The 25,223-nt window shown below is 64.6% G+C and carries 24 protein-coding genes; 9 read left to right on the top strand and 15 right to left on the bottom strand.

Annotated features, from left to right (window positions below; genetic code table 11):
* Nucleotides 1-184: 184 nt before the first annotated feature.
* Nucleotides 185-994, top strand: a complete 810-nt coding sequence (locus tag IVA91_RS08620) for a CarD family transcriptional regulator (protein WP_247276316.1) — start codon at nucleotides 185-187, stop codon at nucleotides 992-994.
* A gap of 86 nt (nucleotides 995-1,080) precedes the next feature.
* On the opposite strand, the gene IVA91_RS08615 is transcribed toward IVA91_RS08620, so the two are convergent.
* Genes IVA91_RS08615 through cyoA form a run of 7 tightly spaced genes read right to left on the bottom strand, consistent with a single transcriptional unit; the run spans nucleotide 1,081 to nucleotide 8,027 of the window.
* A complete protein-coding gene (locus IVA91_RS08615; protein WP_247276317.1) occupies nucleotides 1,081-1,614 on the bottom strand; it encodes a response regulator transcription factor in 534 nt (177 codons plus the stop codon).
* A complete protein-coding gene (locus IVA91_RS08610) occupies nucleotides 1,604-3,010 on the bottom strand; it encodes an ATP-binding protein (RefSeq protein ID WP_247276318.1) in 1,407 nt (468 codons plus the stop codon). The genes IVA91_RS08615 and IVA91_RS08610 overlap by 11 nt, the downstream gene beginning before the upstream one ends.
* On the bottom strand, nucleotides 2,982-3,833 hold the full coding sequence (locus IVA91_RS08605) for an SURF1 family protein (protein ID WP_247276319.1): 852 nt from the start codon (nucleotides 3,831-3,833) through the stop codon (nucleotides 2,982-2,984). Before IVA91_RS08605 ends, IVA91_RS08610 begins: the two co-directional genes overlap by 29 nt.
* A 13-nt stretch (nucleotides 3,834-3,846) precedes the next feature.
* Nucleotides 3,847-4,227, bottom strand: a complete 381-nt coding sequence (cyoD, locus tag IVA91_RS08600) for a cytochrome o ubiquinol oxidase subunit IV (RefSeq protein WP_247276320.1) — start codon at nucleotides 4,225-4,227, stop codon at nucleotides 3,847-3,849.
* A complete protein-coding gene (gene cyoC, locus IVA91_RS08595; RefSeq protein WP_247276321.1) occupies nucleotides 4,224-4,853 on the bottom strand; it encodes a cytochrome o ubiquinol oxidase subunit III in 630 nt (209 codons plus the stop codon). The genes cyoD and cyoC overlap by 4 nt, the downstream gene beginning before the upstream one ends.
* Before the next feature lies 1 nt (nucleotide 4,854).
* On the bottom strand, nucleotides 4,855-6,852 hold the full coding sequence (gene cyoB, locus IVA91_RS08590) for a cytochrome o ubiquinol oxidase subunit I (RefSeq protein WP_247276322.1): 1,998 nt from the start codon (nucleotides 6,850-6,852) through the stop codon (nucleotides 4,855-4,857).
* An 11-nt stretch (nucleotides 6,853-6,863) separates the two neighbouring features.
* Nucleotides 6,864-8,027, bottom strand: coding sequence for a ubiquinol oxidase subunit II (cyoA, locus tag IVA91_RS08585; RefSeq protein WP_247416973.1), 1,164 nt, complete (start codon nucleotides 8,025-8,027; stop codon nucleotides 6,864-6,866).
* A 181-nt stretch (nucleotides 8,028-8,208) separates the two neighbouring features.
* Between cyoA and IVA91_RS08580 the strand changes: the two genes are divergently transcribed.
* Nucleotides 8,209-9,537: an MFS transporter gene (locus tag IVA91_RS08580; protein WP_247276324.1), complete on the top strand. Its 1,329-nt coding sequence runs from the start codon at nucleotides 8,209-8,211 to the stop codon at nucleotides 9,535-9,537.
* Nucleotides 9,538-9,559: 22 nt separating this feature from the next.
* On the opposite strand, the gene IVA91_RS08575 is transcribed toward IVA91_RS08580, so the two are convergent.
* Both IVA91_RS08575 and IVA91_RS08570 read right to left on the bottom strand, forming a co-directional pair.
* Nucleotides 9,560-10,951 carry a M48 family metalloprotease gene (locus IVA91_RS08575; RefSeq protein WP_247276443.1) on the bottom strand — a complete coding sequence of 464 codons (1,392 nt, stop codon included), beginning with the start codon at nucleotides 10,949-10,951 and terminating at the stop codon, nucleotides 9,560-9,562.
* Nucleotides 10,952-11,084: 133 nt separating this feature from the next.
* Nucleotides 11,085-11,936: a thermonuclease family protein gene (locus tag IVA91_RS08570; RefSeq protein WP_247276325.1), complete on the bottom strand. Its 852-nt coding sequence runs from the start codon at nucleotides 11,934-11,936 to the stop codon at nucleotides 11,085-11,087.
* Between the two features lie 244 nt (nucleotides 11,937-12,180).
* Between IVA91_RS08570 and IVA91_RS08565 the strand changes: the two genes are divergently transcribed.
* The 4 genes from IVA91_RS08565 to IVA91_RS08550 all read left to right on the top strand — a co-directional run bounded on the left by IVA91_RS08565 (nucleotide 12,181) and on the right by IVA91_RS08550 (nucleotide 17,324).
* Entirely contained in the window at nucleotides 12,181-13,386 is a 1,206-nt protein-coding gene (locus tag IVA91_RS08565) for an ABC transporter substrate-binding protein (protein WP_247276326.1), read from the top strand.
* Between the two features lie 142 nt (nucleotides 13,387-13,528).
* Nucleotides 13,529-14,317 (top strand): enoyl-CoA hydratase, encoded by a 789-nt coding sequence (locus IVA91_RS08560; protein WP_247276327.1) that lies wholly within the window; start codon nucleotides 13,529-13,531, stop codon nucleotides 14,315-14,317.
* A gap of 2 nt (nucleotides 14,318-14,319) precedes the next feature.
* Complete coding sequence (locus IVA91_RS08555) at nucleotides 14,320-15,066, top strand: hypothetical protein (protein ID WP_247276328.1); 747 nt, start codon at nucleotides 14,320-14,322, stop codon at nucleotides 15,064-15,066.
* 143 nt (nucleotides 15,067-15,209) lie between these two features.
* Nucleotides 15,210-17,324 (top strand): acetate--CoA ligase family protein, encoded by a 2,115-nt coding sequence (locus IVA91_RS08550; protein ID WP_247276329.1) that lies wholly within the window; start codon nucleotides 15,210-15,212, stop codon nucleotides 17,322-17,324.
* A gap of 172 nt (nucleotides 17,325-17,496) precedes the next feature.
* Here IVA91_RS08550 and IVA91_RS08545 read toward each other — a convergent pair whose 3' ends face one another.
* From IVA91_RS08545 to IVA91_RS08535, 3 genes are all read right to left on the bottom strand, one after another.
* Nucleotides 17,497-18,315: an enoyl-CoA hydratase/isomerase family protein gene (locus IVA91_RS08545; protein WP_247276330.1), complete on the bottom strand. Its 819-nt coding sequence runs from the start codon at nucleotides 18,313-18,315 to the stop codon at nucleotides 17,497-17,499.
* A gap of 196 nt (nucleotides 18,316-18,511) precedes the next feature.
* Complete coding sequence (locus IVA91_RS08540; RefSeq protein WP_247276331.1) at nucleotides 18,512-19,672, bottom strand: acyl-CoA dehydrogenase family protein; 1,161 nt, start codon at nucleotides 19,670-19,672, stop codon at nucleotides 18,512-18,514.
* A gap of 16 nt (nucleotides 19,673-19,688) precedes the next feature.
* Nucleotides 19,689-20,753 (bottom strand): acyl-CoA dehydrogenase family protein, encoded by a 1,065-nt coding sequence (locus tag IVA91_RS08535; RefSeq protein ID WP_247276332.1) that lies wholly within the window; start codon nucleotides 20,751-20,753, stop codon nucleotides 19,689-19,691.
* A gap of 233 nt (nucleotides 20,754-20,986) precedes the next feature.
* Here IVA91_RS08535 and IVA91_RS08530 point away from each other — a divergent pair, with 233 nt between their 5' ends.
* The gene (locus tag IVA91_RS08530; protein WP_247276333.1) at nucleotides 20,987-21,772 is read left to right on the top strand and encodes an SDR family oxidoreductase; all 786 of its coding nucleotides are present in this window, start codon (nucleotides 20,987-20,989) and stop codon (nucleotides 21,770-21,772) included.
* A gap of 129 nt (nucleotides 21,773-21,901) precedes the next feature.
* Here IVA91_RS08530 and IVA91_RS08525 read toward each other — a convergent pair whose 3' ends face one another.
* Together IVA91_RS08525 and IVA91_RS08520 are read right to left on the bottom strand one after the other, a co-directional pair.
* Nucleotides 21,902-22,174, bottom strand: coding sequence for a GlsB/YeaQ/YmgE family stress response membrane protein (locus tag IVA91_RS08525; protein WP_247276334.1), 273 nt, complete (start codon nucleotides 22,172-22,174; stop codon nucleotides 21,902-21,904).
* A gap of 28 nt (nucleotides 22,175-22,202) precedes the next feature.
* A complete protein-coding gene (locus IVA91_RS08520; RefSeq protein WP_247276335.1) occupies nucleotides 22,203-22,778 on the bottom strand; it encodes a YidB family protein in 576 nt (191 codons plus the stop codon).
* A gap of 163 nt (nucleotides 22,779-22,941) precedes the next feature.
* On the opposite strand from IVA91_RS08520, the gene IVA91_RS08515 reads away from it, so the two are divergent.
* Together IVA91_RS08515 and IVA91_RS08510 are read left to right on the top strand one after the other, a co-directional pair.
* Nucleotides 22,942-23,949, top strand: a complete 1,008-nt coding sequence (locus IVA91_RS08515; RefSeq protein ID WP_247276336.1) for a 2-dehydropantoate 2-reductase — start codon at nucleotides 22,942-22,944, stop codon at nucleotides 23,947-23,949.
* A gap of 18 nt (nucleotides 23,950-23,967) precedes the next feature.
* A complete protein-coding gene (locus IVA91_RS08510) occupies nucleotides 23,968-24,171 on the top strand; it encodes a hypothetical protein (RefSeq protein ID WP_247276337.1) in 204 nt (67 codons plus the stop codon).
* A gap of 192 nt (nucleotides 24,172-24,363) precedes the next feature.
* Here the strand turns inward: IVA91_RS08510 and IVA91_RS08505 are convergent, their stop codons facing one another.
* A complete protein-coding gene (locus tag IVA91_RS08505; protein WP_247276338.1) occupies nucleotides 24,364-24,993 on the bottom strand; it encodes a hypothetical protein in 630 nt (209 codons plus the stop codon).
* Nucleotides 24,994-25,223 lie beyond the last annotated feature (230 nt).

The following is a 25,223-nucleotide window of genomic DNA, read 5'->3' as shown; positions in this document are numbered from 1 at the left end:
CGAACAGGGGCGTGGCAGTTTCCGCGCGCAGGCTGTGTCACAGAAAACGCGTAAAAAGAGTACTTCAGCGAGGGCTTCCCATAAGGAGGCCAAAAAAGTCGCCGCGGCCAGCCGTAGCGCATCCAAGGGTCGGACCGCGACGAAGGCGCCGGCTGCAAAGTCCTCGAAGAACAAAAGAAGCGCAATGCCTAACAAGACTGCCAAATCGGCCGCGAAAGCGACCGTTGCCAAGCCTGCTGCTGCCAAGGCTCACCCGGCGAAGGCTCACGCTGCCAAGCCCGCCGCGCCGAAGGCTCCCGTTGCTGCTGCTCATGCCAAGGCTCCTGCCGCTACCAAGCCGGCCGCCAAGCCCGCTGCTGCGCCGAAAGTCGAGGAAAAGAAGGTCGTCACCCAGCGTCAGGGCTTTAAGGCCAACGAATTCGTCGTTTATCCCGCTCACGGCGTCGGCCAGATCCTGGCCATCGAGGAGCAGGAGATCGCCGGTGCCAAGCTCGAGCTGTTCGTCATCAACTTCATCAAGGACAAGATGACGCTGCGCGTTCCGACTGCCAAGGTCGCCAATGTCGGCATGCGCAAGCTGTCCGATCCGGCGCTGGTCAAGAAGGCGCTGGAGACCCTCAAGGGCCGCGCCCGCGTCAAGCGCACCATGTGGTCGCGCCGCGCCCAGGAATATGAAGCGAAGATCAATTCGGGCGACATCGTTGCGATCGCGGAAGTCGTGCGCGACCTCTACCGCTCGGAGTCGCAGCCGGAGCAGTCCTACAGCGAACGCCAGCTCTATGAAGCGGCGCTCGACCGTCTGTCCCGCGAGATCGCGGTGGTGCAGCATTCGACCGAGACCGAGGCGGTCAAGGAGATCGAGGCCCAGCTTGCCAAGAGCCCGCGCCGCAACGCCAAGGCGGAAGCCGCCGAGGGCGAAGCAGATACGGATGCAGAGGGCGATACCGACGACACCGATGGCGACGACACCACCGTTGCCGACGAGGCTGCGTAAGCAACCCGTCGTATCGATTGCAACAGATCAAAGCCCGGCCGTTCGGCCGGGCTTTTTGTTTGGGGGACGCTGGTCCGGACGACACCTTATTTGACCGGCCGTTTCTCCAGCTTCCTTGCCAGCGTCCGCCGATGCATGCCGAGCCTTCGGGCCGCTTCCGAGATGTTGAAATCCGTCTCGATCAGGGTCTGGTGGATGCGCTCCCATTCCAGCGTCTTGATCGATGTCGGTCGTGCATCGAGCGCGACCTCGGCGTTGCCTTCGGCCTTGTTGAAGGCGGCCTCGATGTCGTCGGTGTTCGACGGTTTTGCCAGGTAGTGGCAGGCTCCCAGCTTGATGGCCTCGACGGCGGTCGAAATGCTGGCAAAGCCGGTCAGCACCACGATCAGCATGTCGGGATCATGCGTGTGCAAGAGCTCGACGCAGGCAAGCCCGGAGGCGCCGCCGAGCTTGAGGTCGACCACGGCGTGGCCGAACGAGCGCTCCTCCAGCACTTGGCGTACCTCTTCGATCGAGGCGGCGAGCACGACCTCGTAGCCACGGCGCTCGAACGAGCGTTTCAGTGTGCGGGCGAAGCCGGCATCGTCCTCGACGACGATGAGCGAGCGGTCAGGCGTCAAAATTCCCTCCGATCGCGAGCGTTGCGAGCGGCAGCGTGAGACGAACGGTGGCGCCGCGCTTCCTGTGGTTCTCGGCGGTCACGCTGCCTCCTAATTTGCGCACCACGTTCACCACCAGGAACAGGCCGAGCCCGCCGCCGGCGCGGCCCTTGCTGGACTGATAGGGCTTTCCGAGCTGCGCCAGCATCTCCGGCGCAAAGCCCGGGCCGCGGTCGCTGATCGACAGCACGAGATTGTCGCCCTCGCGCTCGGCGACGAGCTCGACCCAATCGCGCGAGACCTCATAGGCGTTGTCGAGCACGTTGAAGATCACCTGCTTCAGCGCGATGTCGGAGACGATCGCGACGTCCTCGCCGAAGGTGTTGACGAAGTAGAGCGTCCGCGCCGAGCGCGCGTCGCGCCATTCCTCCACCAGCGCGGTGACGAACGCCGTCACCGTCGTCGGCGAGGAGCCTTCGCCGCGTGCTTCGCCCGCCGACACCAGGATGCCCGTCACGATCGATTTGCAGCGTTGCAGCGAGGTCTCCATCTCCGCGAGATCCTCGGCGAGCTCCTGATCGGCGGCGAGATCTGGCATGCGGCGCCAGTCGCTGAGGATCACCGAAAGCGAGGCGAGCGGGGTGCCGAGCTCGTGGGCCGCGCCGGAGGCGAGCAGGCCCATGCGCACGATGTGATCCTGCTCGGCCGCGTGCTGGCGCAGCGCCGCCAGATGCGCGTCGCGCTCGCGCAAATTCCTGTTGATGCGGGTGACGAACACCACCAGCAGCACGGCGTTGAGGACGAAGCCCAACAGCATGCCTGCTACGGTGAGGCTGTAGGTCTCGCTGATGGGATTTGGCGGCAGGTCGAGCGGCCTGTAGGCGAGCGTCAGCCACACGAAACTCGCGCAGGTCAGCGCAACCAGCGACCAGGTCGAGCGGGCGTCGAGCAGCACCGCGCCCAGCGTGACCTGGAGCAGGAACAGCGAGGTGAAGGGATTGGTGGCGCCGCCAGAGAGGTAGAGCTGCGCGGTCAGCGCGGCGACGTCGAGCATCAGCGCGACCAAAAGCTCGTTGTTGGTGATCGCCGCGCGATGGCGCACCCAGACCAGGCTGGAGACGTTGAGCAGCACCAGCGCGCCGATCACCGCGCCCATCCGTTCCAAGGGCAGGGGGATGCCAAGCCCGAAATGCACGGCGCCGATGGTCACGATCTGGCCGACCACCGCGGTCCAGCGCAGCTGGATCAGCAGCGCCATGTTCTTGCGGTTGGTCTCGTCGTCGGTGGGAGCAGTGCCGATCAGCTCGCCGCGCGCGTCCTCCTGCGATTGCAGCGTCACGGCCAGCTCGCCGCCATGGGCCAGCGTCCGGGGGCTCGACTTTGCGTCGTCAGGTCGGCTCGACGATCGTTCCAGCATCTGATCCCGTCCTGCGGGCAGCGGCGTCGGAGCCGCCGGCCGGTTCGTGGACGAAGCGTTTGCGGCGCAATAGCCCGCCGCCGAATGTGACGAAAAGTCGACCGGCTAGCATGAAAGCCAGGGCAAACCACGTCAGTGCGTAGATCAGGTGGTTATTGGGAAAGCGGATCACGGTCAATCCGCCGATCGGACCGCCGGCAATTTGTGATCCGGCGTCGGCATCCACGAAAAAGGGCGCGACCTCGTGGAGGCCGCGTGCCGCCGCGATCGCGGCGACATCCCGCGAGTACCAGCGGTTGTGCTGCGGCACGTTGTTCCTGAGGAATCCGCCCCTGCGCTCCGTGATGCGCAACAGACCCGTGATCTCAACCTCGCCGTCGGGATTGCCGTCCCGGCGCGTCGAGGCGTCGCGCCGCTCGGAGGGCACGAAGCCGCGGTTGATCAGGACCTGCGTGCCGTCGCTGCGCAGAAGCGGCGTCAGCACCCAATAGCCGGGGCCTTCCTCGGTGACGGCCTGCACCAGCGTCTCGCGGTCATGCAGGAAACGGCCGGTGAGGGTGACGTGCCTGTACTCGTCGTTCGCGGTGGAGATCGTGGGCCACGCAGCGGGCGAGGGAACCGGCTGGGCCGGGGCATGAACGCGCTGCTCGACCCGGTCGATCAGCGCCAGCTTCCAGGCGCGGCGTTCGACCTGCCAGATGCCCAGCGCGATCAGAACGGCAATCGCCGTGAGCGAGAGGACCGTGAGCCACAGGGAGGGGGATCGCGCAGCCTTGCCGCGCGTCCCGCCTGCCTTGTTCGTCCCGGTCCAGATCTTGCTCACGTCAGAGGCTCGCTCACTTCATTCCGCTCATCTGATGAATCGGCATCATGTTGCTGTTGAGGTGGTTCATCACCCACAGCGAACCGGAAAGCGCGATCACCACCATGACGATAGTGAAGATCAGCGCCATCATGCTCCAGCCGTTCTCCGACGTCGTATTCATGTGCAGGAAGTAGATCATGTGCACGACGATCTGCACGACTGCGAAGGCCATGATGAGCAGCGCGGTGATCTGCTTGCTCGGCAGCGCGCCGCTCATCACCAGCCAGAACGGGATCGCGGTGAGCACGACCGAGAGCACGAAGCCGAGCATATAGGTCGAGAACGTGCCGTGGGCGTGGCCGTCGCCATGGTGATGATCGTCGGCGTGCGCGGCGTGAGTATCGGTGTTCATCGCAGAACTCCCAGGAGATAGACGAAGGTGAAGACGCCGATCCAGACTACGTCGAGGAAGTGCCAGAACATCGACAGGCACATCAGGCGGCGGCGGTTGGCTTCGATCAGGCCGAACTTCCAGACCTGCACCATCAGCGTCACCAGCCAGATCAGGCCGCAGGAGACGTGCAGGCCGTGGGTGCCGACCAGGGTGAAGAACGCGGACAGGAAGGCGCTGCGCTGCGGCGTGGCGCCCTCGTGGATCATGTGGGCGAACTCGGTGAGCTCGATGCCGATGAAGGCGAGGCCGAACAGGCCGGTGATCGCCAGCCAGATCTGCGTCTGGCCGACCTTGTTCTGCTGCATCGTCAGCATGGCGAAGCCGTAGGTGATCGACGACAGCAGCAGCATCGAGGTGTTCACCGCGACCAGATTCAGGTCGAACAGGTCCTTCGGCGCCGGACCGGCGGCATAGTTGCCGCCGAGCACGCCGAAGGTGGCGAACAGGATCGCGAAGATGAGGCAGTCGCTCATCAGATAGATCCAGAAGCCGAGCGCGGTGCTCCAGCCTTCCGGATGCGGGTGCTCGTCGGCGAGGTAGAAGATCGGCTCGCCAGATTGGGTGGGATTGATCGCGACAGTCATTTTACTTGGCTCCGGCGAGCAGTTTGGTGCGCGCGTCCTCGGTCCGGATGACGTCTTCAGCCGGAATGTCGAAGTCGCGGTGATAGTTGAAGGTGTGACCGATACCGACGGCGAACATCGCGATGAAGCTCGCGGCGGCCAGCCACCAGATGTACCAGATCAGGCCGAACCCCATCGCGGTGGCAAGACCGGCGAGGATGATGCCGGTGCCGGTGCTGCTGGGCATGTGGATCGGCTTGAACCCGTTGAGCGGACGCTGGTAGCCGCGCTTTTTCATGTCCCACCACGCGTCGTTGTCGTGCACGACGGGCGTGAAGGCGAAGTTATAGTCCGGCGGGGGTGAAGAGGTCGCCCATTCCAGCGTGCGTGCATCCCAGGGATCGCCGGTGACGTCCTTGAGCTGCTCGCGCTTGAGGAAGCTCACCGCGAACTGCACCAGCATGCAGATGATACCGAGCAAGACGAGCCCGGCGCCGATCGCGGCGATGACGAACCAGATCTGGAGCGAGGGATCGTCGAACACGCGCAGGCGGCGGGTCACGCCCATTAGGCCGAGCACATAGAGCGGCATGAAGGCAAGATAGAAGCCGGTGACCCAGAACCAGAACGACAGCTTGCCCCAGAACGGATCGAGCTTGAAGCCGAACGCCTTCGGGAACCAGTAGCTGATGCCTGCGAACGCGCCGAACACCACGCCGCCGATGATCACATTATGGAAGTGCGCGATCAGGAACAGGCTGTTGTGCAGGACGAAGTCGGCCGGCGGTACCGCGAGCAGAACGCCGGTCATGCCGCCGATCACGAAGGTCAGCATGAAGGCAATGGTCCACATCATCGGTAGCTCGTAGCGGATGCGGCCGCGATACATCGTGAACAGCCAGTTGAACATCTTCGCCCCCGTCGGGATCGAGATGATCATCGTGGTGATGCCGAAGAACGAGTTGACGCTGGCGCCCGAGCCCATCGTGAAGAAGTGATGCAGCCAGACCAGGTACGACAGGATGGTGATGACGACCGTGGCGTAGACCATCGAGGTGTAGCCGAACAGCCGCTTGCCGGAGAAGGTCGAGGTGACTTCCGAGAAGATGCCGAAGGCGGGGAGAACTAGGATGTAGACCTCGGGGTGGCCCCAGATCCAGATCAGGTTCACGTACATCATCGGGCTGCCGCCGAAATCGTTCGTGAAGAAGTTGGTGCCGACGTAGCGGTCGAGCGAGAGCAGCGCGAGCACGACCGTGAGGACGGGGAAAGAGGCGACGATCAGGACGTTGGTGCAGAGCGAGGTCCAGGTGAACACCGGCATCCGCATCATGGTCATGCCCGGAGCTCGCAGCTTGACGATAGTACAGACCAGGTTGATGCCGGATAGCGTCGTGCCGACGCCGGCGACCTGAAGCGCCCAGATGTAATAGTCGACGCCGACGTCGGGACTGTAGCCGATGTTCGACAGCGGCGGGTAAGCCAGCCAGCCGGTGCGGGCGAATTCGCCGATGAACAGCGAGGCCATCACCAGCACTGCGCCGCCGACCGTCATCCAGAAGCTGAAATTGTTCAGGAACGGGAACGACACGTCGCGCGCGCCGATCTGGAGCGGCACGACGTAGTTCATCAGGCCGGTGACCAGCGGCATCGCCACGAAGAAGATCATGATCACGCCGTGGGCGGTGAAGACCTGATCGTAGTGATGGGCGTTGAGATAGCCTTCGGAACCGCCAAAGGCGAGCATCTGCTGGCCGCGCATCATCAGCGCGTCGGCGAAGCCGCGCAGCAGCATCACGATGCCGAGGATCATGTACATGATGCCGATGCGCTTGTGGTCGACGGTGGTGAACCACTCGCGCCACAGATAGCCCCAGAGACGGAAATAGGTGAGGGCGCCGAGCAACGCGGCGCCGCCGAGCGCGACCACCGCGAAGGTGCCGACGACGATCGGCTCGTGCAGCGGCAGCGATTCGAAGCCGAGCCGGCCGAAGATGAGCTTGAGAAGATCAGGAGACATGCGGGATCTCTTTAAGAATCTGACTTCGGACGCTGTCCGAGGAAGAAGGACGAGGACTTCAGCGGCGTGAACGACGGCCGCTTCAGGCCGGCGCCGAGCAGCGGCGCGGTGTCGGTCGGCGCCTTGATTGACGCGGTGGTCGCGGCGCCTTGCGGCGCATCCGGGGTGCAGGTGCCGGCAACGAAGCTCGGCTCCAGCCCAAGCGCCGTGCCGCGGCGGGCGTATTTGTCGTAGGCGAGCGGCAGCGTATTGTTCACGCCCTGATGGCCGGCTCCGCCCTTGGCGTCAATCGCCATCATCTCGCTCTGGCACATCTTGCCGGTCTCGACGCACATATTAAGGATCAGGCGGTAGAGATCGGAATCGATCGTGCCGTAGCGCCGGACCGGTTCGTTCTGACTGGGTTTTTCGAGCTGGAGATATTCGGCGCGGCCGAGCGAGCCGCCGGCCGACTTGGCGCTGGCGATCCAGGCATCAAAGCCCTTGTCGTCGAGGCCCTGGAAGTTGAAGTGCATGCCGGAGAAGCCGGCGCCGCTGTAATTCGCCGAAAAACCCTTGTAGGTGCCGGCGTGGTTGACGACGGCGTGGAGCTTGGTCTCCATGCCCGGCATCGCGTAGATCTGGCCGGCGAGCGCGGGGATGTAGAACGAGTTCATCACCGAGGACGCCGTGATGCGGAAGGTGATCGGACGGTCGACCGGAGCTGCGAGCTCGTTGACGGTGGCAATGCCGTAGTCCGGGTAGATGAAGAGCCATTTCCAGTCGAGCGCGACGACGTCGACCTCGAGCGGGGCCTTGGATTGATCGACGGCGCGCTCGGCATGGATGCGGCCGAGCGTGCGATAAGGGTCGAGCAGATGCGTTCCCATCCAGGTCAGCGCGCCCAGGCAGACGATGATCAAGAGCGGCGCCGACCAGATCACCAGCTCGAGCTTGGTCGAGTGGTCCCAATCCGGCTCGTAGCGAGCCTCAGTGTTGGACTGGCGGTAGCGCCAGGCGAACAGCACCGTCAGCGCCATCACGGGGACGACAATCAGGAGCATCAGGACGGTGGAGATGATGACGAGGTCGCGCTGCTGGGCAGCGATATCGCCGGCGGGCGCCAGCACGACGTAGTTGCAGCCACTAAGCGCAGCCGCCAGGGGTAGCAGCGCCAGAATCTTGAGACGGGACACGAGCCGAGCCTTTGAGAATGAGTTTCCTTTGCCGGCCCAACGGGTAGCTGCGGCGCAGCAATCCGGACATTGGACAATTTGTCCAATGTTGCAGTGCGGAATGTTGAGTCAGAGAGGTCCAGATTGCCTGGCGTCCCGCCGGGCGGTTGGCTTTGGTTTTCAGGACGTTAAGGGCGCACGCATGGCGACGGCACAGACCCCCGCAATGGCAGACCTCCACTCGGGCGAGCACGGCCACGACCAGGCGAGCCCCGGCGAGATCGCCATCGGCGTCATCATTGGCCGTACCTCGGAATTCTTCGACTTCTTCGTCTTCGCGATCGCCTCCGTGATCGTGTTCCCCCGCCTGGTGTTCCCGTTCGCGAGCGAACTGACGGGCACGCTCTATTCCTTCATGATCTTCGCGCTGGCCTTCATGGCCCGCCCCATCGGCACCGTCATTTTCATGACGATCGACCGCGCCTACGGCAAGACGGCCAAGCTGATCTCGGCGCTTTTCCTGCTCGGCACTGCCACCGTCGCGATCGCGTTCCTGCCGGGCTATCACGAGATCGGCGTTGCCGCGATCTGGCTGCTGGCGCTGGCGCGTATCGCGCAGGGTTTGGCCTGGGGCGGCGCCTGGGACGGTCTCGCCTCGCTGCTGGCGCTGAATGCGCCGCCCTCCAAGCGTGGCTGGTACGCAATGGTGCCGCAGCTAGGGGCCCCGCTCGGGCTGATCGTGGCGAGCGCGCTGTTCGCCTATTTCGCCGGCAACCTCTCGGCCGACGATTTCTTCGACTGGGGCTGGCGCTATCCGTTCTTCGTCGCCTTCGCCATCAACGTCGTGGCGCTGTTCGCCCGCCTGCGCATGGTGACGACCGAGGAATATGCTTCGCTGTTCGAGACTCGCGAATTGCAGCCGGCGCGCATCTCAGACACCGTCGCGCGCGAAGGTCAGAACATCATGCTCGGTGCGTTCGCGCCGCTGGCGAGCTTCGCGCTGTTCCACATGGTGACGGTGTTTCCGCTGTCCTGGGTGTTCCTGTTCACCCGCGAAAGCCCGGTGCGCTTCCTGATCATCGAAATCGTTGCTGCCGTGTTCGGCGTCGCCGCGATCGTGATCTCCGGCATCATCGCCGACCGTGTCGGCCGCAAGTCGCTGCTGATGGGATCGGCGATCGCGATCGCGATCTATAGCGGCTTCGCCCCGCAGCTGCTCGACGCTGGTGCGTTCGGCGAGACCATCTACATGGTGATCGGCTTCATCCTGCTCGGCCTGTCCTTCGGCCAGTCCTCGGGCGCGATCGCCTCGAATTTCAAGCAGACGTACCGTTACACGGCGTCCGCACTGACGTCGGATATGGCCTGGCTGTTCGGCGCCGGCTTCGCGCCGCTGGTGGCGCTTTTGCTCGCCACCAATCTCGGCGTCATCGCCTCGGGTGCGTACCTGTTGTCGGGCGCGTTCTGGACCCTGCTCGCGCTCTGGCTCAGCGGCCAGCGCGAGGCCGGCGACATGGACGCGGGGCGGTAGCCATCCGGGCTACGCGTCGATGTCAATCCGCGACGATCTTCACCCGATCACGCACCTTCACCTGCGCGTTGCGGTCGAGGCCGTTGAGCACGCGGAAACGCTCGGCGGGATGGTCGACGCCGGCCATGCGATGGGAGAGCGATTCCACGGTGTCGCCGGGCTGCACCGTGATGACCTTGATCCGTAGCGGGCGCGCGGCCTGGATCTCCTCGAGCGTCAGGCGGCGGAATGAATTGACGGTCTCGCGCGCGTTGCGGTCGCTCTCGGTCGACTTCTGCCTGGCCGCGAAGATGAAGCGGTAGACGTCGCTGCCGAAGCGCAAAGCATAGACCTTGAACTGCCACTGATCGCCCTTGGCGGTGGCGGATGCCGCCGGAAAGCCGTTGATGGTGAGATCCTCGGTGGAAGCCTTCTCGACACCTTCCATCCAGCCGGAGTTCAGGTAATCGCCGAGCGACTGCTCGGCGGGCACGCGCACCACGTCGAAGCGCATCGCCTGCGAGCCACCCTCGCGCACGCCGATCACCGCCTGCGCGGTGTTGTCGAGCGTGAAATTGTCCGGCGCCTGGAAGGTAAAGCCGAGCTTGGGATGCAGGAACCTGCGGCCGCGGACAAAGCCTTCGCTGGGGTCTTCGCCATAGACGAGATTGTCGATCGCGGCGAGATAGGTCTCGCGGTCGCGCTCGGCGCCTTCGGGCGCTGCATATTGTCGCGCGATGGTCTGCGCATTCTGCACGCGCTCCGGGGTGGCCGGATGCGACGAGGTGAAATCCTGCGCGCGCGGATCGAGCGAGCTTTTCCCGGCCTTCAGCTCGGCATTACGCTCCATCGCCGAGAGGAAGCGCGCCGCACCGTAAGGGTCAAAATGCGCGCGGGCGGAAATGCCGACGCCGATGCCGTCGGCCTCGATCTCCTGCTTGCGCGAGAAGCTCGCCATGGTGAGCTTGGTCTTGGCGAGCGCGAGCGCGGTCAGATCTGGATCGTTGCTCATGTCGGTGACGACACGGGTGACGATCGCGGCTTGGCGCGCCTGGTCCTCGCGCATCGCGGCGTGCTTGGACAGGACATGCGCCATCTCGTGACTGAGCACGGAGGACAATTCCGAGGTGTCGCTGGCGAGCGCGAGCAGGCCGCGCGTGACGTAGAGCTGGCCGTTCGGCAGTGCGAACGCATTCACCGCGCCGGAATTGAGGATGGTGACCTTATAGCCCTGATCGGGGCGGTCGGAGACGGCGACCAGCCGGTCGACGGTCTTGCTGACGAGCGATTCCAGCCGCGGATCGTCATAGGTGCCGCCATAGCTCGCCAGGATGCGCTCGTGCTCCTTCTCGGTGGCCGGGGTCTGCGCGACGGCGGGTTTCGGCTTGGGCATCGCGACAGCCGGTGGGGTCGCGGCGGCCTGGAACCTGCCCATGTCGCCGCAGCCGGCGAGAAGCCCGCCCAGAACAAGGCACAGCGCGGCCGGCGCAGCCCGCAGGCGGCGGCCATCACCTCGTTCGTGCCGTTCTAGCACCCCATTCACGTCGCTTAACCCGTGCCCGGCCCTTTTAGGGCCTTACCCCTGTCGGCTCGTTTGCGCCCAGCAACTCGACCTGTCCCACGAGGCGTATATCGATACGCGGCCCCGTATTCCCTTCAACCCAGCCCCGAACGCGAATACGTCGATTCTCCAAGGACTTGAGGGTAATTCCGGCGTTTTCGAATGCCGGCAGCGTGCGCCTTGAAATAGTCGCCGCAAAGCCCCGTGTCCAGTTTCGTCCGAAGTTGAGGTAGGTCATTGCCCCAGCTTGCCGGACCGACAGGACTTTGCCCTCGACCACCATAAAACGCCCAATCCCTGCCAAAATATCGTCCGGACTTTCCGCGTTTTTTATGGCCGACGGATCAGCCCAGCTGCCCATTTTTTGGCGCCGCGCCTCGGCTTCCGACGCCATCAGGGCGGCCGCGCAGTCCTTGTCCGTGATCTCGGCGGAGACGATGGCATCGCCTTGGGCGAGCAGCGTGGCCTGTACCGAGATATCGCTCTCGCCGACGAACACAAAAGCGCCTTGCCGGCCGTAGCGGTCAGGTGTGTCGTCTGTGCCGCGCAGGGCCACGTCGCGGCCGGCGAGCAGCGACGTCAGGGCCTGCTTTGTCGTCGCCGTCGTCTCGATGCCGATCAGGCGGATTTCGCGGCCATCGTCGAGACGCACGCTGCGCGCATCGACGATGGCCGCGACGCGGCCTTCGCCCTGAGACTCGAACTGGCATGGGCTCGCGGATGCGCTGTGACCCGCGACGAGAAGAAGTGCGACGATGAGGTGAAGGCGTGGCGTCACGTGACCCGGAGAGGTTGTATTGCGTGCCAAGCTTAGCTCATGCGTAGTGGCTCGCGAAGAGGCTTCCTCATACTCCGTCATTGCGAGCGCAGCGAAGCAATCCAGAGCCCCTCCGCGGAAAGATTCTGGATTGCTTCGCTACGCTCGCAATGACGTGGAGACATTTGTCCGCGCCTCACCATTCCGCTTTGCGGAAAACACACGCGGCAATCGTGCGCACGCAACGTACCTTCGCTTGCTGCGCTCTCGCGCATACGGCATGATTGCAGCAACACCAATAGCCAAGCCGCCATCAGAGCACGGCGCGATAAGGGAGACCTTTTTCATGAAGCGTATTTTGTCGGTCATTTTTGCCGCAGCGTTTGCCCTGAGCGCGAGCGCCGTGCAGGCGGAGGACAAGCCGCCGCTCAAGATCGGCGGCATCCTCGACATGTCGAGCCTCTATGCGGACATCACCGGCCCCGGCAGCGAGACCGCGGCCAAGATGGCTGTCGAAGACTTTGGCGGCGAGGTGCTGGGACGCAAGATCCAGGTGCTGGCGGCCGACCATCTCAACAAGGCCGATCTGTCCGCCAACATCGCCCGCGACATGCTCGACAATCAGGGCGTCGAGATGATCTACGACGTCGCGGCCTCGGCGACCGCGCTCGCCGCCGGAGAGATCGCGAAAGCGCGTAACAAGATCATCATCTTCAACGGCCCGGGCTCGATCCGCCTCAGCAACGAAGCCTGCGGTCCCTATACCGTGCACTACGTGTTCGACACGTTCGCCCAGGCCAACGTGACCGGCCTTGCCGCGGTCAAATCGGGCCTCGACACCTGGTTCTTTCTCACCGCCGATTATGCCTTCGGCCAGGATCTGGAGAAGGATACCAGCAACGTCGTCACCAAGACCGGTGGCAAGGTGCTCGGCAGCGTGCGTCATCCGCTCAACACCTCGGATTTCTCGTCGTTCCTGCTGCAGGCGCAGGCCTCGAAGGCCAAGGTGATTGGGCTCGCCAATGCCGGCGGCGACACCGTCAACGCCATCAAGCAGTCGGCGGAGTTCGGCATCATGAAGGGCGGCCAGAAGCTGTCGCCGCTGCTCGCCTTCGTCACCGACATCGACTCGATCGGGCTTGAGACCGCGCAGGGCCTGCTGCTGGCCGAAGCGTTCTACTGGGACATGAACGAGGAGACGCGCGCCTTCTCGAAGCGCTTCCAGGAACGCGTGAAGCGGCCGCCGACCTCGGCGCAGGCCGGCGTCTATTCCTCCGTCACGCATTATCTGAAAGCGGTGAAGGCAGCCGGCACGACCGACGCTGCGGCGGTCATGAAGGTGATGAAGGAGACGCCGATCAACGACTTCTTCGCCAAGGGTGGCAAGATCCGCGAGGACGGCCGCATGATCCACGACATGTACCTGTTCGAGGTGAAGAAGCCGTCGGAATCCAAGGGCCGCTGGGACGATTACAAGCTGCTCGCCACCGTCCCCGGCAATGAGGCGTTCCAGTCGCTGGAGCAGTCGCGCTGCCCGCTGGTGAAGAAATGACAGCGTGACGAACTCGCAACGTCATTGCGAGGAGCGAAGCGACGAAGCAATCCAGACGGCATCTGCGGAAACACTTCTGGATTGCTTCGCTTTGCTCGCAATGACGGTGTGGTGATAGCTAAAACAACAAGGGAGACGTCCCATGAACGACATGGTCCTGCAAAAGCTCGAAGGCGGGCTGCTCACCATCACGATGAATCGCCCGGAGCGGAAGAACGCGCTCAACCCCGACATGGTCGCCGGACTGGTCGAGGCGGCGCGGCGCGCGGCCGATGATCCGGAGGTGCGGGCGGTGCTGTTCAAGGGCGCGGGCGGCAGTTTCTGCGTCGGCGGCGACGTCAAGTCGATGGCGGAGGGCCGCGCGCCGCTGCCGTTCGAGCAGAAGCTCGCAAACCTGCGCCGCGGCATGGAGGTCTCGCGCATCCTGCATCAGATGCCAAAGCCCATCGTGGCGCAGCTCGACGGCGCGGCGGCCGGCGCCGGCCTGTCGATGGCGCTGTCCTGCGACCTGCGCATCGCCAGCGAATCCTGCAAGATCACCACGGCCTTCGCCAAGGTCGGCTTCTCCGGCGATTACGGCGGGACCTATTTTCTGACGCAACTGCTCGGCAGCGCGCGGGCGCGCGAGCTCTATCTGATGTCGCCGGTGCTGACTGCAAAAGAGGCGCATGCGATCGGCATGGTGACGAAGGTGGTTCCCGACACCGAGATCGACGCTGCCGCGCACGAGCTCGCGCTGTCGCTGGCGCAGGGCCCATCGATTGCGCTTGGCTTCATCAAGCGCAACATCAACAATGCCGAGCATCTGGCGCTGGAGGATTGCTTCGATGGCGAGGCGATCCATCACACCCGATGCGGCGACACCGAGGACCACAAGGAGGCCGCCAAAGCCTTCGTCGAGAAGCGCAAGCCGACCTTCAAGGGCGCATGACGATGGCGCCCTATATCCGGCTGCGTCAGATCTGCCTGGTGGCGCCGCAGCTTGAGCCTGTCATCACGGACATCGCCAGGATCATGGGCCTCACTGTGTGCTATCGCGACGGCAATGTCGCGAAATACGGTCTGGAGAACGCGCTGCTCCCGGTCGACACAATCCTGCTGGAAGTCGTGGCGCCCTTCAAGGACGGCACCACGGCCGGCCGCTTCATTGAGAAGACCGGCGGCCGCGGCGGCTACATGGCGATCTTCTGCTGCAACGATCCGGACGAGCGCGGCCGCAACGCCAACGCGCTGGGCGTGCGCACCGCCAACGTCATCGACCATGCGCCCTATCACGGCGTGCAGCTCCACCCCCGCGACTGCCGCGCCGCCTTCATCGAGTTCAATCACACCGAAGGCAGCGACGACATTCTCGGCGTCTATCCGCCGGCGGGACCCGACTGGCAAAAATTCATCCGCAAGGATGTGACGCAGGCGCTGACGACCGTGGAGATGCAAAGCCCAGACCCGCAGGGGCTGGCGGAGCACTGGGGTAAGATCATTGGTATTGCGCCGCGCGACGCCGAACTGAAGCTGCCCAATGCAAGCTTCCGATTCGTGAAGGGGGCCAGCGAGATCATGAGCGCGCTGGAGTTTCGGGTGGCTGACGTGGCGGGCGTGCTGCATGCGGCCAAGGCGAAGGGGCTGGCCGTTGCCGGCAACGAGTTCTTGTTAGGTGGTGTAACGTTCCGCGTCGCTTGATTTGTCGGCTCATCTCTCACCGTGTCGTCGTGCCCGGGCTTGTCCCGGGCATCCGCGTTCTTGAGCTGGAATGACGGCGTTGGATGGTCGGGACAAGCCCGGCCATCACGGATAGACTAATCGAAAAACAACAGGGACACGCCATGCCGCATCCGCTCGACAGCTTCTTTGCGCCCGCGAGCATCGCGCTGATCGGGGCCTCGCGCGATCACGAGAAGATTCCGGGGCGGCTTTTGTCGATGCTGCGCAAGAACGATTATCCCGGCAAGATCTATCCGGTGAACCCGAACTATGCCGACATCGACGGGCTCGCCTGCTGTAAATCGATCGCCGAGATCGGCGCTCCGGTCGATCTCGCCGTCATCGTCATTCCGGCCCGCGCAGTGCTGCCAGCGCTCGAGCAATGCGCCGCCGCCGGGGTCAAGAACGCCGTCATCATCTCCTCTGGCTTCGCGGAGGAGGGCGGCGACAGCGCAGCAATGCAGGACGCGATCGCGGCGCTGGCGAGACGCACCGGCATGCGGATTTCCGGCCCCAATGCCGAGGGCTTCTTCAGCCAAATGCAGCGCGTGGCGGCCACCTTCAGTCCCGCAGCGGACGTCAAGCCGGGTGTGGTACCGCTGGTCGCTACGCAAAAGCGGATCGGCATCGTCGCGCAGAGCGGCGGCATCGGCTTTGCCTATTATCATCGTGCGAAGGCGATCGGTATCGCCGTGAGCTACGTTGTCAGCGCCGGCAACGAATCCGATCTCGGCGCCGGCGAGTTCCTGGACTATTTGGTGCAGGACGCCTCGACCGACGTGATCCTGCTGTTCATCGAAGGCATCCGTGACGTCGACAAGTTTCTGGCCGCGGCGCGGCGCGCTGCCGAGACGAGAAAGCCCGTCATCGTGACAAAAGTCGGCCGTTCCGGCGCAGGCCAGCGGGCGGCAGCCTCGCACACGGCGAGCATGGCCGGCTGGTCGACGGCCTATGACGCGGTGTTCGCGAAATACGGATTCATCGTCTCCAACGATCTCGACGAGGCGCTGACGATCGCGGCGCTGCTCGCCAGCAATCCGCTGCCAAAGGGCGATCGCGTCGCCGTTGTCACCGTCTCCGGCGGCGCCGGCATCTGGGCCGCGGATGCTGTGGCACTGCAAGGCTTGCAGGTGCCGGAGCTCTCCGAAATGATCCAGGCCGGGATCCGAACGCTGATGCCATCCTACGGCACCGCACGCAACCCGATCGACGTTACGGCGCAAGGCGTGACCTCCGGCGGATTGCAGAAGAGCGTCGACCTGCTCACCGCCTCCGACGAGGTCGACGCGGTGCTGGTCGTGCTCTCACTGTCGAGCGAGGTGCGCAAACCGTTCGACGAGGCCGAGCTGACGCCGGCGCTGGCGGCGCAGAAGAAGCCGGTCGCGTTCTATTCCTACACGGTGCCCTCCGACTTCGCGCGGCGGGAGCTCGCGAAGTCCGGTGTCGTGGTCCTCTCCGGTTTGACTCATGTCGGCGTCGCGATGCGGCGGCTCGTCGACTACGCAATGTTCAATCTGCCGAAGCCCGCGGACGAGACGCGGTTGCCGGTGCGCGATCTCTCTGCGCATTTGAAGCAGCAGGCATTGTCCGAGGCCGACAGCAAGGCATTGCTCCGCGGCGCCGGCATCGGGCTGCCGGACGAAGTGTTGGTGACGGAAAAGGCCGGGCTGGATGAAGCCGTCGCCCGCGTAGGCTTTCCGCTGGTGATGAAGATCCAGTCGCCCGACATCGCGCACAAGAGCGAAGTCGATGGCGTGCGGGTCAACATCACCACCAAGGGCGAGGTCTTCCTGGCATTCGAAGCGTTGCTCAACAATGCGCGCAGGCAGCGGCCGGCGGCGGTCATTCAAGGTGTGCTGGTCGGGCCGATGGCGAAGAAGGGCGTCGAGATCATCGTGGGAACGATGACGGACAAGACATTTGGCCCGATGGTGATGGTGGGGCTCGGCGGCGTCACGACCGAGCTATTCCGCGATGTGATCTATCGTCCGGCGCCTGTCGGTGCGGAGGAGGCCGGCGCGATGCTGGCAGGATTGAAGGCTGCGCCGCTCCTGAACGGTTTTCGCGGAGGGGCGAGGGCGGATGTCACGGGTCTGGCGCAGCTCGTCGCCGATATCTCCGTGCTTGCCGCACGGCATGCAGCGGAGATCGCGGAGATCGAGCTCAACCCGGTGCTGGTGCACCCGGAGGGGCAGGGCGTGACGATCGTCGACGCGCTGGTGGTGGGGCGCACTTAAACCCTCTCCCCTTGTGGGAGAGGGGGGCTCGCCGCATCCCGGCGAGACGGGTGAGGGGTATCTCTCCGCAAATACGGACTTGATCGCATGGATAGATACCCCTCATCCGGCGCTTCGCGCCACCTTCTCCCACAAGGGGAGAAGGAACAAAGAGGTGCCTTCACCCGACGAGCTACCTTCCCCTAAAATTCGCCACGCGCCGTTCTTCCGTCGCCTTCACGCCCTCCTTAAAATCCTCCGTCGCGCGCAGCCGCGTCTGCTCGGCGAGTTCGTGATTGGTCGCCGCCATGACGCGGTCGGCCAATCCGGCGCGCATCGTGGCGCGGGTGGAGAGCAGGCCGAGCGGGGAGCATTCGGCGATCTCGCTGGCGAGCTTCATCGCGGCCGCCTTGACCTGGTCCTGCGGCACCAGCTCGTTGGCGAGGCCCCATTTGTAAGCCTCCTCGCCGGTGACGCGGCGGCTGGTATAGAACATCAGCTCGGCGTTGTTCTTGCCGATCAGCTCGGGCAGCGTCACGGTCAGGCCGAAGCCGGGATGGAAGCCGAGCTTGGTAAAGTTCGCGGAGAAGCGGGCTTCGGGACAGGTGACGCGGAAGTCCGCGGAGACCGCCAGGCCCAGGCCGCCGCCGATGGCAGCGCCCTGCACGGCGGCGACGATCGGCTTCTTGGCGCGGAAGATGCGCACGGCCTGGATGTAGAGATGGTTGATCGGCCCGAGACTGTCGGCCGGATCGCCCTTGGCGGTCTTCTCCGCTTCGCGCGCTTCCTGCGCCTGCCGCGCCGGATCGCCGAAATTGGCGCCGGCGCAGAATGCCTTGCCCTGTGCCGATAGAACCGAGGCGCGGATTTCGATGTCGCGGTCGAACTCGTCGAGCGCATCCGCGATCTGGTTGATCAGCGAGATGTCGAAGAAGTTGAGCGGCGGGCGGCGGATCTCGATGGTGCCGACATGTCCGACCTTCTCGACGCCGATGTCATTATAGGTGCTCATAGGTTGTCTCCAAACATCTCGATCTCTCAGTAGCGAAGAACCACCTCTCCCATCGGGAGAGGTCGGCGCGTAGCGCCGGGTGAGGGGCTGCGGTCCTGGTGAGGGCGTAACCCCTCACCCGATTTGCTGACGCAAATCGACCTCTCCCTATGGGAGAGGTGGCCGGAGCGAGCCGCGATCGTGTCGTCCATTCGTCCTAACGCAAGCCCAGTCCGCGGGCGATGATGCCGCGCAGCACCTCGGTGGTGCCGCCCTGGATGGTGAGTTTCGGTGCGGTCTTGATGGCGAAATCGAGCTGCCGCTCCAGCGTCTCGCGGTTGGTCGCGGTCTCCTCGACGAAGGCGGCGAGATCGCGCACCCGGTGCGGCAGCTGCTGCTCCCAGACCGTGCCGATATCCTTGACGATGGACGCTTCCACCACCGGCTCCTTGCCGGCCTGCAGCATGCCGGCAACCGAAACCGACATGCGCCGCATGGTGTGGAGCTGCGCAACCAGGCGCCCGATGCCCTCGGCGCTGCGCGTGTCCGGGTTGGGGCCGATCGCGCGCACCAGCTCGGTCAGCACGTAATAGGTTTCGAGGAAGCGTTCGGGGCCTGAACGCTCATAGGCAAGCTCCGATGTCGCCTGCTTCCAGGCGCCATCGACCTCGCCGAGCACATGATCGTCGGGAATGAAGTGATCAGTGAAGACGACCTCGTTGAACTCGTACTGGCCGGTGATCTGGCCGATCGGGTTCACCTTGATGCCCGGCTGCTTCATCTTGACCAGGAACTGGGTCAGGCCGTGGCGGCGGTTTTCCTTGGTCGGCGGCGAGGTCCGGAAGATCGCGATCATGTAGTCGGCAATATGCGCCGACGAGGTCCAGATCTTGGTGCCGTTGATGAGATAGCCGCCGTCGGTCTTGGTCGCGCGTGTCTTTGCCGCGAACAGGTCGGAGCCGGAGTTCGGCTCGCTCATGCCGATAGCGAAACAGATCTCGCCGCGGCAGATGCGCGGCAGGATCTCCATCTTGATGTGCTCGGGCGCATATTTCAGCAGCACCGGTCCGCTCTGGCGATCGGCGACGAAGAAGCGCCGCGTCGGCGCATTCGCCACGCGCATCTCTTCGGTCACGACGTAACGTTCGAGGAACGAGCGCTCCTGGCCGCCATATTTTTTGGGCCAGGTCATGCCGAGCCAGCCCTTGGCGCCGACCCGGCGCGAAAATTCCGGCGCGTCGGTGTCCTCGCGGTTGGGCTTGTGCGGATCGAAGGTGCCGGCGGCAATTTCTTCGGCGAGGAAGGCGCGCACTTCCTTGCGCAATTGCTCGCATTTTTCGGGGAGGCGGATCGGATCGAAACGGAGGGCAGCGGTCATTGTGGTCGTCCCCTGATCAGCGCGAAGCCACGAGCGGCCACAATTCATCGGCGCCGCGGTTTGCAACGAGCCTGCCGAGCTCGACGGCCCAATGGCTCTCCGACCCGAAATCGTCGCGCCATGCCAGCGCCCGCAGCGAGTAGCGGTGCAGGATATGCTCCATGGTGAAGCCGATCGCGCCGTGGACCTGGTGCGCGATGGCGCCGCCCTTTTCCGCAGCTTCCGCGCAACGGATTTTTGCGGAGGCGGCTTCGAGATAAACCTCGTCGTCGAACGCCTTGGCGTTCGCAATCGCATCGGCGGCAGAGGTCGCGGCCGCCAGCGCTGCGGCGGATTCACCAGCGAGGCGTGCGAGATTGTGCTGCACCGCCTGGAATTTCGAGATCTTCTTCTCGAAGGCGACGCGCTCGTTGGAATAGCGAACGGAGATATCGAGCATGGATTCCAGCGCGCCGGCGATCTGAAGGCTGCGCGCGACGCCGCCCATCAGCATCAGCGTGGTCTGCTCAAAGCTTTGTGGCGCGGGCTTGAGGGTGACGGGCTGAACCTTATCGAGCGTCACGGTGTCGCTGTGGTCGTAGCCGACATTGAGCCCGGCTTCGATCCGGGACTTGTTCGCATCGACCAGCGCGATGGACATGCCGTCCTTGCCCCGCGCCAGCACCGCAAAATGCTTCGCCGCCTTGGCAAAGGGCACGCCGCGCGCGCGGCCGAAGAGCGCGCCGTCGGCATCGAGCGTGATGTGATCCTTTGGCGAGGCCGGCAGCACCGTCATCTCGCCCTCGGGCGAGGCAATCTTGGCCTGCGCGAGCAGCCAGCCCGCGAGCATGGTCTCGGCCAGCGGAACCGCGACCGCAAAGCGGCCCGCAGCGTTCAGAAGGGCAAAGCCGTCGGCAAGGCTGGCGCCGGAGCCGCCGAGGTCGTCAGGCACCCACGAGAGCGGCAGGCCGGCCTCGCTCAGCGCCTGCCACAGCGGCGCCTGCCACGAATTCTTCTTGTCGTTGTTGATGGTTTGCGGATCGGCGAGATCAGCGAAGATTTTTTCCGCGGTCTCGACGACGATATTGTCACTCTCCGCCACAGCGTTCCCCGTGCTTTGCCATTGGCGCGTCCGCCCGTGGATGGGCGCGCGGTGTCTTCTTGCGCCCGATGATCGGAAAAAGCCATGGCCCTGACAAGCGTTGATCGCAGGCCAACCTGCAGCGCCGGCATGGGCGACAAGCTAATTCCGCTTAGCGGAGTTTGCTCGATTTGCAGGGCGCGGCAAACTCGCTAAACAAGACGCCGACATCAGATCAGGTAGGAACATCAGGGATGGCAAAGGACAGCTTGTGCGCAGTCGTGACGGGGTCGGCATCCGGCCTGGGTGCTGCAACCGCGGAAATTCTCGCGCGGAGCGGGGCCCGGCTCGTCATCAACTATTCCTCGAGCCAGAAGGAAGCCGAGGCCACGGCTGAGCTCTGCCGCAAGGCCGGCGCCGCGGAAGTCCTGGTCGCGCAGGGCGACGTCTCAAAGGATGACGATTGCCGCAAGATCGTCGCAGCGGCGGCCGGGTGGGGCCGGCTCGACGTGCTCGTCAACAATGCCGGCACCACCAAGCACGTCGCTCACGCCGATCTCGACGGCTTGTCGGCGGAAGATTTCCAGCGGGTCTATGGTGTCAACACCATCGGATCGTTCCAGATGGTACGCGCGGCACGCAGCCTGCTCGAGGCCGGCGCCAAGGCTTCGGGCCGGTCGTCGGCGGTGGTCAACGTGTCCTCGGTCGCCGGCATCAGCGGCGTCGGCTCGTCGATCGCCTATGCCGCGAGCAAGGGGGCGCTCAACACCATGACCTTGTCGCTGTCGCGCGCGCTGGCGCCGCTGATCCGCGTCAATACGGTCTGCCCCGGCTATATCGACACGCCCTGGTTCACCAAGGGCCGCGGCGAGGCCGGCGCAAAACAGGTGCGCGACAGCGTGGTGGCGAAAGTGCCGCTCAAGGTCGCCTCGAGCGCGGAAGACATCGCGCAGCTCGTCTGCTTCCTCGCGATGCCGGCCTCCAGCAATATGACCGGCGAGGTCGTGCGCATGGATGCGGGGATGCATTTGATTACGTGACCCTGTCATTGCGAGCTAAGCGAAGCAAATCCAGAAAGCGTCCGCGGCGACGGTCTGGATTGCTTCGTCGCAAGAGCTCCTCGCAATGACGCCGTGTGAGGCGGCAGGCTCCCCTACGGCCTGCGGCGATCATCCCTTGATCACGCCGCTGGCCACCAGGCGGTGCCAGATGAACAGCACCACCACGGCGCCGATCGTGGCCATGATGAAGCCGGCGCCCTGGTCGGGGCTGTAATGGCCGATGGCCTGGCCGACGAAGGTCGCGAGAAACGCGCCGGCGATGCCGAGGATGGTGGTGAGGATGAAGCCGCTCGGATTGTTCGGCCCCGGCGCGAGCCAGCGCGCGATGAGGCCGGCAACGAAGCCGACGAGGATGATCCACAACAGGCCGCCCATGCTCATGACAGTGCTCCCCTCCCTTTGACGACAATCAGATGCGGCCCGAGAGCTCGTCCTCGGTCGGCAGCCTTCCGTCCGGCGTCAGATGGTCGACCACCTGCGGCAGATACTGGCTGAGGCCGGAGAGCAGCTCCTCGCGCGACAGGCCGCTCTGGGCGGACAGGCTGTCGATCTGGTCGGCGCCGAGCGCGCTGGCGAGATCGCCCGGTGCAATCGGCTTGTTCTCGCCCTTGCCGACCCAGGAATTTGCGGCGTCGCCATGGCCGCTCTGCTGGAGCTGGTTGAGGAGATCGCCAAGCCCGCCGCTCAGCACGGTGCCGGCCGCGCCGCCCGCTAGCAGGCCGCCAAGGCCGCCCTTCAGCAAGCCTCCGAGACCGCCAAGCCCACCGCTGTCTGCGGTGTTCACCGGCGGCGGCGCAGGCGTCGGCGACGGTTGCGGGGCCGTGCCAGATTGGTTTGCGGTGATATGCTTGAAGGCTTTCCAGGCGAGCAGGCCGAGCAGCGCCATGGTCATCGGCGACATGCCGCCGGAGGATTGCTCGGAGCTGGGCGTGCTGGGGCCGCGCGGGCCGTTCTGCATGCCGTTGAGGACGTCGAGTAGACCCATCGTGCTCTCCCTTTGGCGTCTCGTTCGGCGAGCGCTCGCCGCTGACAGGCCCCCGGGGCGAGAACATATGGGGCAGTCATGACGGTTACAAGGCGGCTGCGACGCGATGGGCAGCCGGCTTCGCCTCTGCTATCGAAGGCCGGTCATTCAGGGAGCGAGATCAGTGCTTACGGATCGACCGATCGTGGTGGCCGGCGCCGGCGCCATCGGCTGTTTCGTCGGCGGCATGCTGGCGGCCGCGGGCCGCCGCGTCGCGCTGCTGGTGCGGCCGCGGGTGAAGGGCGAGATCGAACACTTCGGCCTGCGGCTGACGGACCACGATGGCTCCGAGAACAAGCTCGGTGCTGGCCAGCTCGCTTTGTCGGAGGACCCTTCGATCTTCCACAGCGCCGGCATCGTGCTGGTGACGGTGAAGAGCGCCGACACCGCCGATGTCGCGGAGCAGATCGGGCAGCATGCGCCGCACGACGCCGTCGTGGTCTCGCTTCAGAACGGCATCGGCAATGTCGCGGTGCTAGGCGAGCGTCTCGGCGGCCGGCGCGTGCTCGCCGGCATGGTGCCGTTCAACGTGATCGCGATGGGTGAGGGCCGTTTCCACCGTTCGACCTCCGGCGATATTCATATCGGAGAGGATGCGGAGAACACGGCCGCGGCGCTCTCGGTTCCGGGGCTCACCATGCGCGCGAGCCGCGACATCACCGGCGTGCAATGGGGTAAGCTGATCATCAATCTGAACAACGCGCTCAGCGCGCTCTCCGACATGCCGCTCGCCGCTCAATTGGCGAGCCGCGACTGGCGAAGGCTGTTCGCGGACCAGATGGCCGAGGGCCTCGCCGCGCTGAAGGCCGCCGGCATCGCGCCGGTTTCGGCAACGCCGATCCCAATGGGATGGACGCCGACCTTGCTGAGGCTGCCAGATGTAATCTTCAATGCGATCCTGGGCCGCACGATGAAGATCGACCCCGAGGCGCGTTCCTCGATGTGGCAGGACCTGAAGCAAGGGCGCAAGACCGAGATCGACTATCTTCAGGGCGCGGTCATCGCGCTGGCCGAACAGAACAATATCGACGTGCCGCTGATGCGCCGCATTGTTGCGTTGATCAAGGAAGCCGAAGTCGCGGGCAAGGGCTCACCCGGGCTGACGCCACGGCAGATTCGCGGATCAGCGTGAGCGCGAAGGAGCAGTGCGATGAAGCGTTGTTTGATGATCGGGCTCGCGCTGGCTGCGCTCTGCGGCGCATCCACGTTCGCTGATGCAAGACCGCCGACGGTCGTGAACTCTCCGGGCTATGACGCGCGATTGCAGGAGAGCCGCAAGGCGTTGAGCGCTCCGCCAACGGCAGCGGCGCCCGCAATCAAACCCAAGCGCACTAAGAAGAAGCACGCGAACTGACGCCACGCTCTGCGCCGCCGTCCCGGACAAGCGCGCCCAAAGCGCGCGCCGATCCCCGACCCATAATCACAGGATTGGGTGTGGCGAAGACTCGTGGTTGCCGACTGCGTGCGACAACTCCTCCCTGTGGCGATGGGTCTCGGATCTGCGCTTAAGGTTGTCCGGGACGACAGCGGAGTTGGGAGCGGCCAGCTAACCCTTCTTCGCCGGCTTGCTCTGCGTTGGATTGAACAACTTCTTCAAATCGTTCAAGCTTTCCGACAGGCGCGGCCACTCGCAGGAGAACGAGCCCTTGGTGCAGGGCGCGCCCTTCGGCTTCGGGCCGACAGTCTGCTGCACCTTCGGCCGCTCAACCGGGACGGGCACGCGTGCGCGTTCGACCTCGGTTCGCAGTGCGATCTGCTGGAGCTGCTGGACCTGTTGTTCCTGCTGCTCGCGCTGCTGTCGCGCGGTGGCTTGGGCCGCTTCATTGCTGCGGCGCTGACTGGCGAGATAGGCGGTGTAGGCTTCGTCGATCTTCTTCTGCTCCTCGGGGGTCGGATTCGGCCCGGCGATGTCGAAGGTGCGATCCTGGAGGAAGTCGTAATAGGAATAGCCGCCGCCTGCCTTGCGGCGGCCAGCGAACTTGGCGTTGCAATCGGCGAGCGCCGCCGTCTTCTCAGCCTTGGTCGGAGATTTCTCGGCGGCGTCAGCGCATTGCTCGAAGTCGACCGGCGCGCGCTTCCACCATTGCGCCCGGGCATGCGGCAGCGTCAGCAGAAATAATCCTGCTGCGGTAACGAGAAGCGGCGCCGCACGACGCGATGCAACTACGACCGACATTTTACGAGAGCATTCCTTGCACGACTCAACCCCACCTGAGTCGAGCCGGATTTTTGCCTCTTTATCGCCGGCTTGTCACCCATGGAACCCGGGAATTTCATGGCTGGGCTGCTGACATTTTTTGCTTGACGTGGCGCGGGAGTCACAGCCGCGCGGCAGGTGATGCGCTTAAACTTTTATTGGTCTGAATTCGAAGGAGAATGTCCGTTGCGAGCGCTGGCAGGTATCGT

Source organism: Bradyrhizobium sp. 153, assembly GCF_023073835.1.
Lineage (GTDB): Bacteria > Pseudomonadota > Alphaproteobacteria > Rhizobiales > Xanthobacteraceae > Bradyrhizobium.
Note: the sequence above shows the minus strand (reverse complement) of the source record. Positions and strands in the feature narration are given on the sequence as shown.

Bases quoted from the DNA above. Each gene is read 5' to 3' on its own strand.
- IVA91_RS08555 (WP_247276328.1), top strand. From the start codon at position 14,320: ATGGCGCCCTATATCCGGCTGCGTCAGATCTGCCTGGTGGCGCCGCAG.
- cyoD (WP_247276320.1), bottom strand. From the start codon at position 4,227: ATGAACACCGATACTCACGCCGCGCACGCCGACGATCATCACCATGGC.
- IVA91_RS08545 (WP_247276330.1), bottom strand. From the start codon at position 18,315: ATGAGCACCTATAATGACATCGGCGTCGAGAAGGTCGGACATGTCGGC.
- IVA91_RS08540 (WP_247276331.1), bottom strand. From the start codon at position 19,672: ATGACCGCTGCCCTCCGTTTCGATCCGATCCGCCTCCCCGAAAAATGC.
- IVA91_RS08580 (WP_247276324.1), top strand. From the start codon at position 8,209: ATGGCGACGGCACAGACCCCCGCAATGGCAGACCTCCACTCGGGCGAG.
- IVA91_RS08565 (WP_247276326.1), top strand. From the start codon at position 12,181: ATGAAGCGTATTTTGTCGGTCATTTTTGCCGCAGCGTTTGCCCTGAGC.
- IVA91_RS08520 (WP_247276335.1), bottom strand. From the start codon at position 22,778: ATGGGTCTACTCGACGTCCTCAACGGCATGCAGAACGGCCCGCGCGGC.
- IVA91_RS08560 (WP_247276327.1), top strand. From the start codon at position 13,529: ATGAACGACATGGTCCTGCAAAAGCTCGAAGGCGGGCTGCTCACCATC.
- IVA91_RS08530 (WP_247276333.1), top strand. From the start codon at position 20,987: ATGGCAAAGGACAGCTTGTGCGCAGTCGTGACGGGGTCGGCATCCGGC.
- cyoC (WP_247276321.1), bottom strand. From the start codon at position 4,853: ATGACTGTCGCGATCAATCCCACCCAATCTGGCGAGCCGATCTTCTAC.
- IVA91_RS08525 (WP_247276334.1), bottom strand. From the start codon at position 22,174: ATGAGCATGGGCGGCCTGTTGTGGATCATCCTCGTCGGCTTCGTTGCC.
- IVA91_RS08570 (WP_247276325.1), bottom strand. From the start codon at position 11,936: ATGACGGAGTATGAGGAAGCCTCTTCGCGAGCCACTACGCATGAGCTA.
- IVA91_RS08575 (WP_247276443.1), bottom strand. From the start codon at position 10,951: ATGGGCAGGTTCCAGGCCGCCGCGACCCCACCGGCTGTCGCGATGCCC.
- IVA91_RS08510 (WP_247276337.1), top strand. From the start codon at position 23,968: ATGAAGCGTTGTTTGATGATCGGGCTCGCGCTGGCTGCGCTCTGCGGC.
- IVA91_RS08620 (WP_247276316.1), top strand. From the start codon at position 185: ATGCCTAACAAGACTGCCAAATCGGCCGCGAAAGCGACCGTTGCCAAG.
- IVA91_RS08610 (WP_247276318.1), bottom strand. From the start codon at position 3,010: ATGCTGGAACGATCGTCGAGCCGACCTGACGACGCAAAGTCGAGCCCC.
- IVA91_RS08550 (WP_247276329.1), top strand. From the start codon at position 15,210: ATGCCGCATCCGCTCGACAGCTTCTTTGCGCCCGCGAGCATCGCGCTG.
- cyoB (WP_247276322.1), bottom strand. From the start codon at position 6,852: ATGTCTCCTGATCTTCTCAAGCTCATCTTCGGCCGGCTCGGCTTCGAA.
- IVA91_RS08505 (WP_247276338.1), bottom strand. From the start codon at position 24,993: ATGTCGGTCGTAGTTGCATCGCGTCGTGCGGCGCCGCTTCTCGTTACC.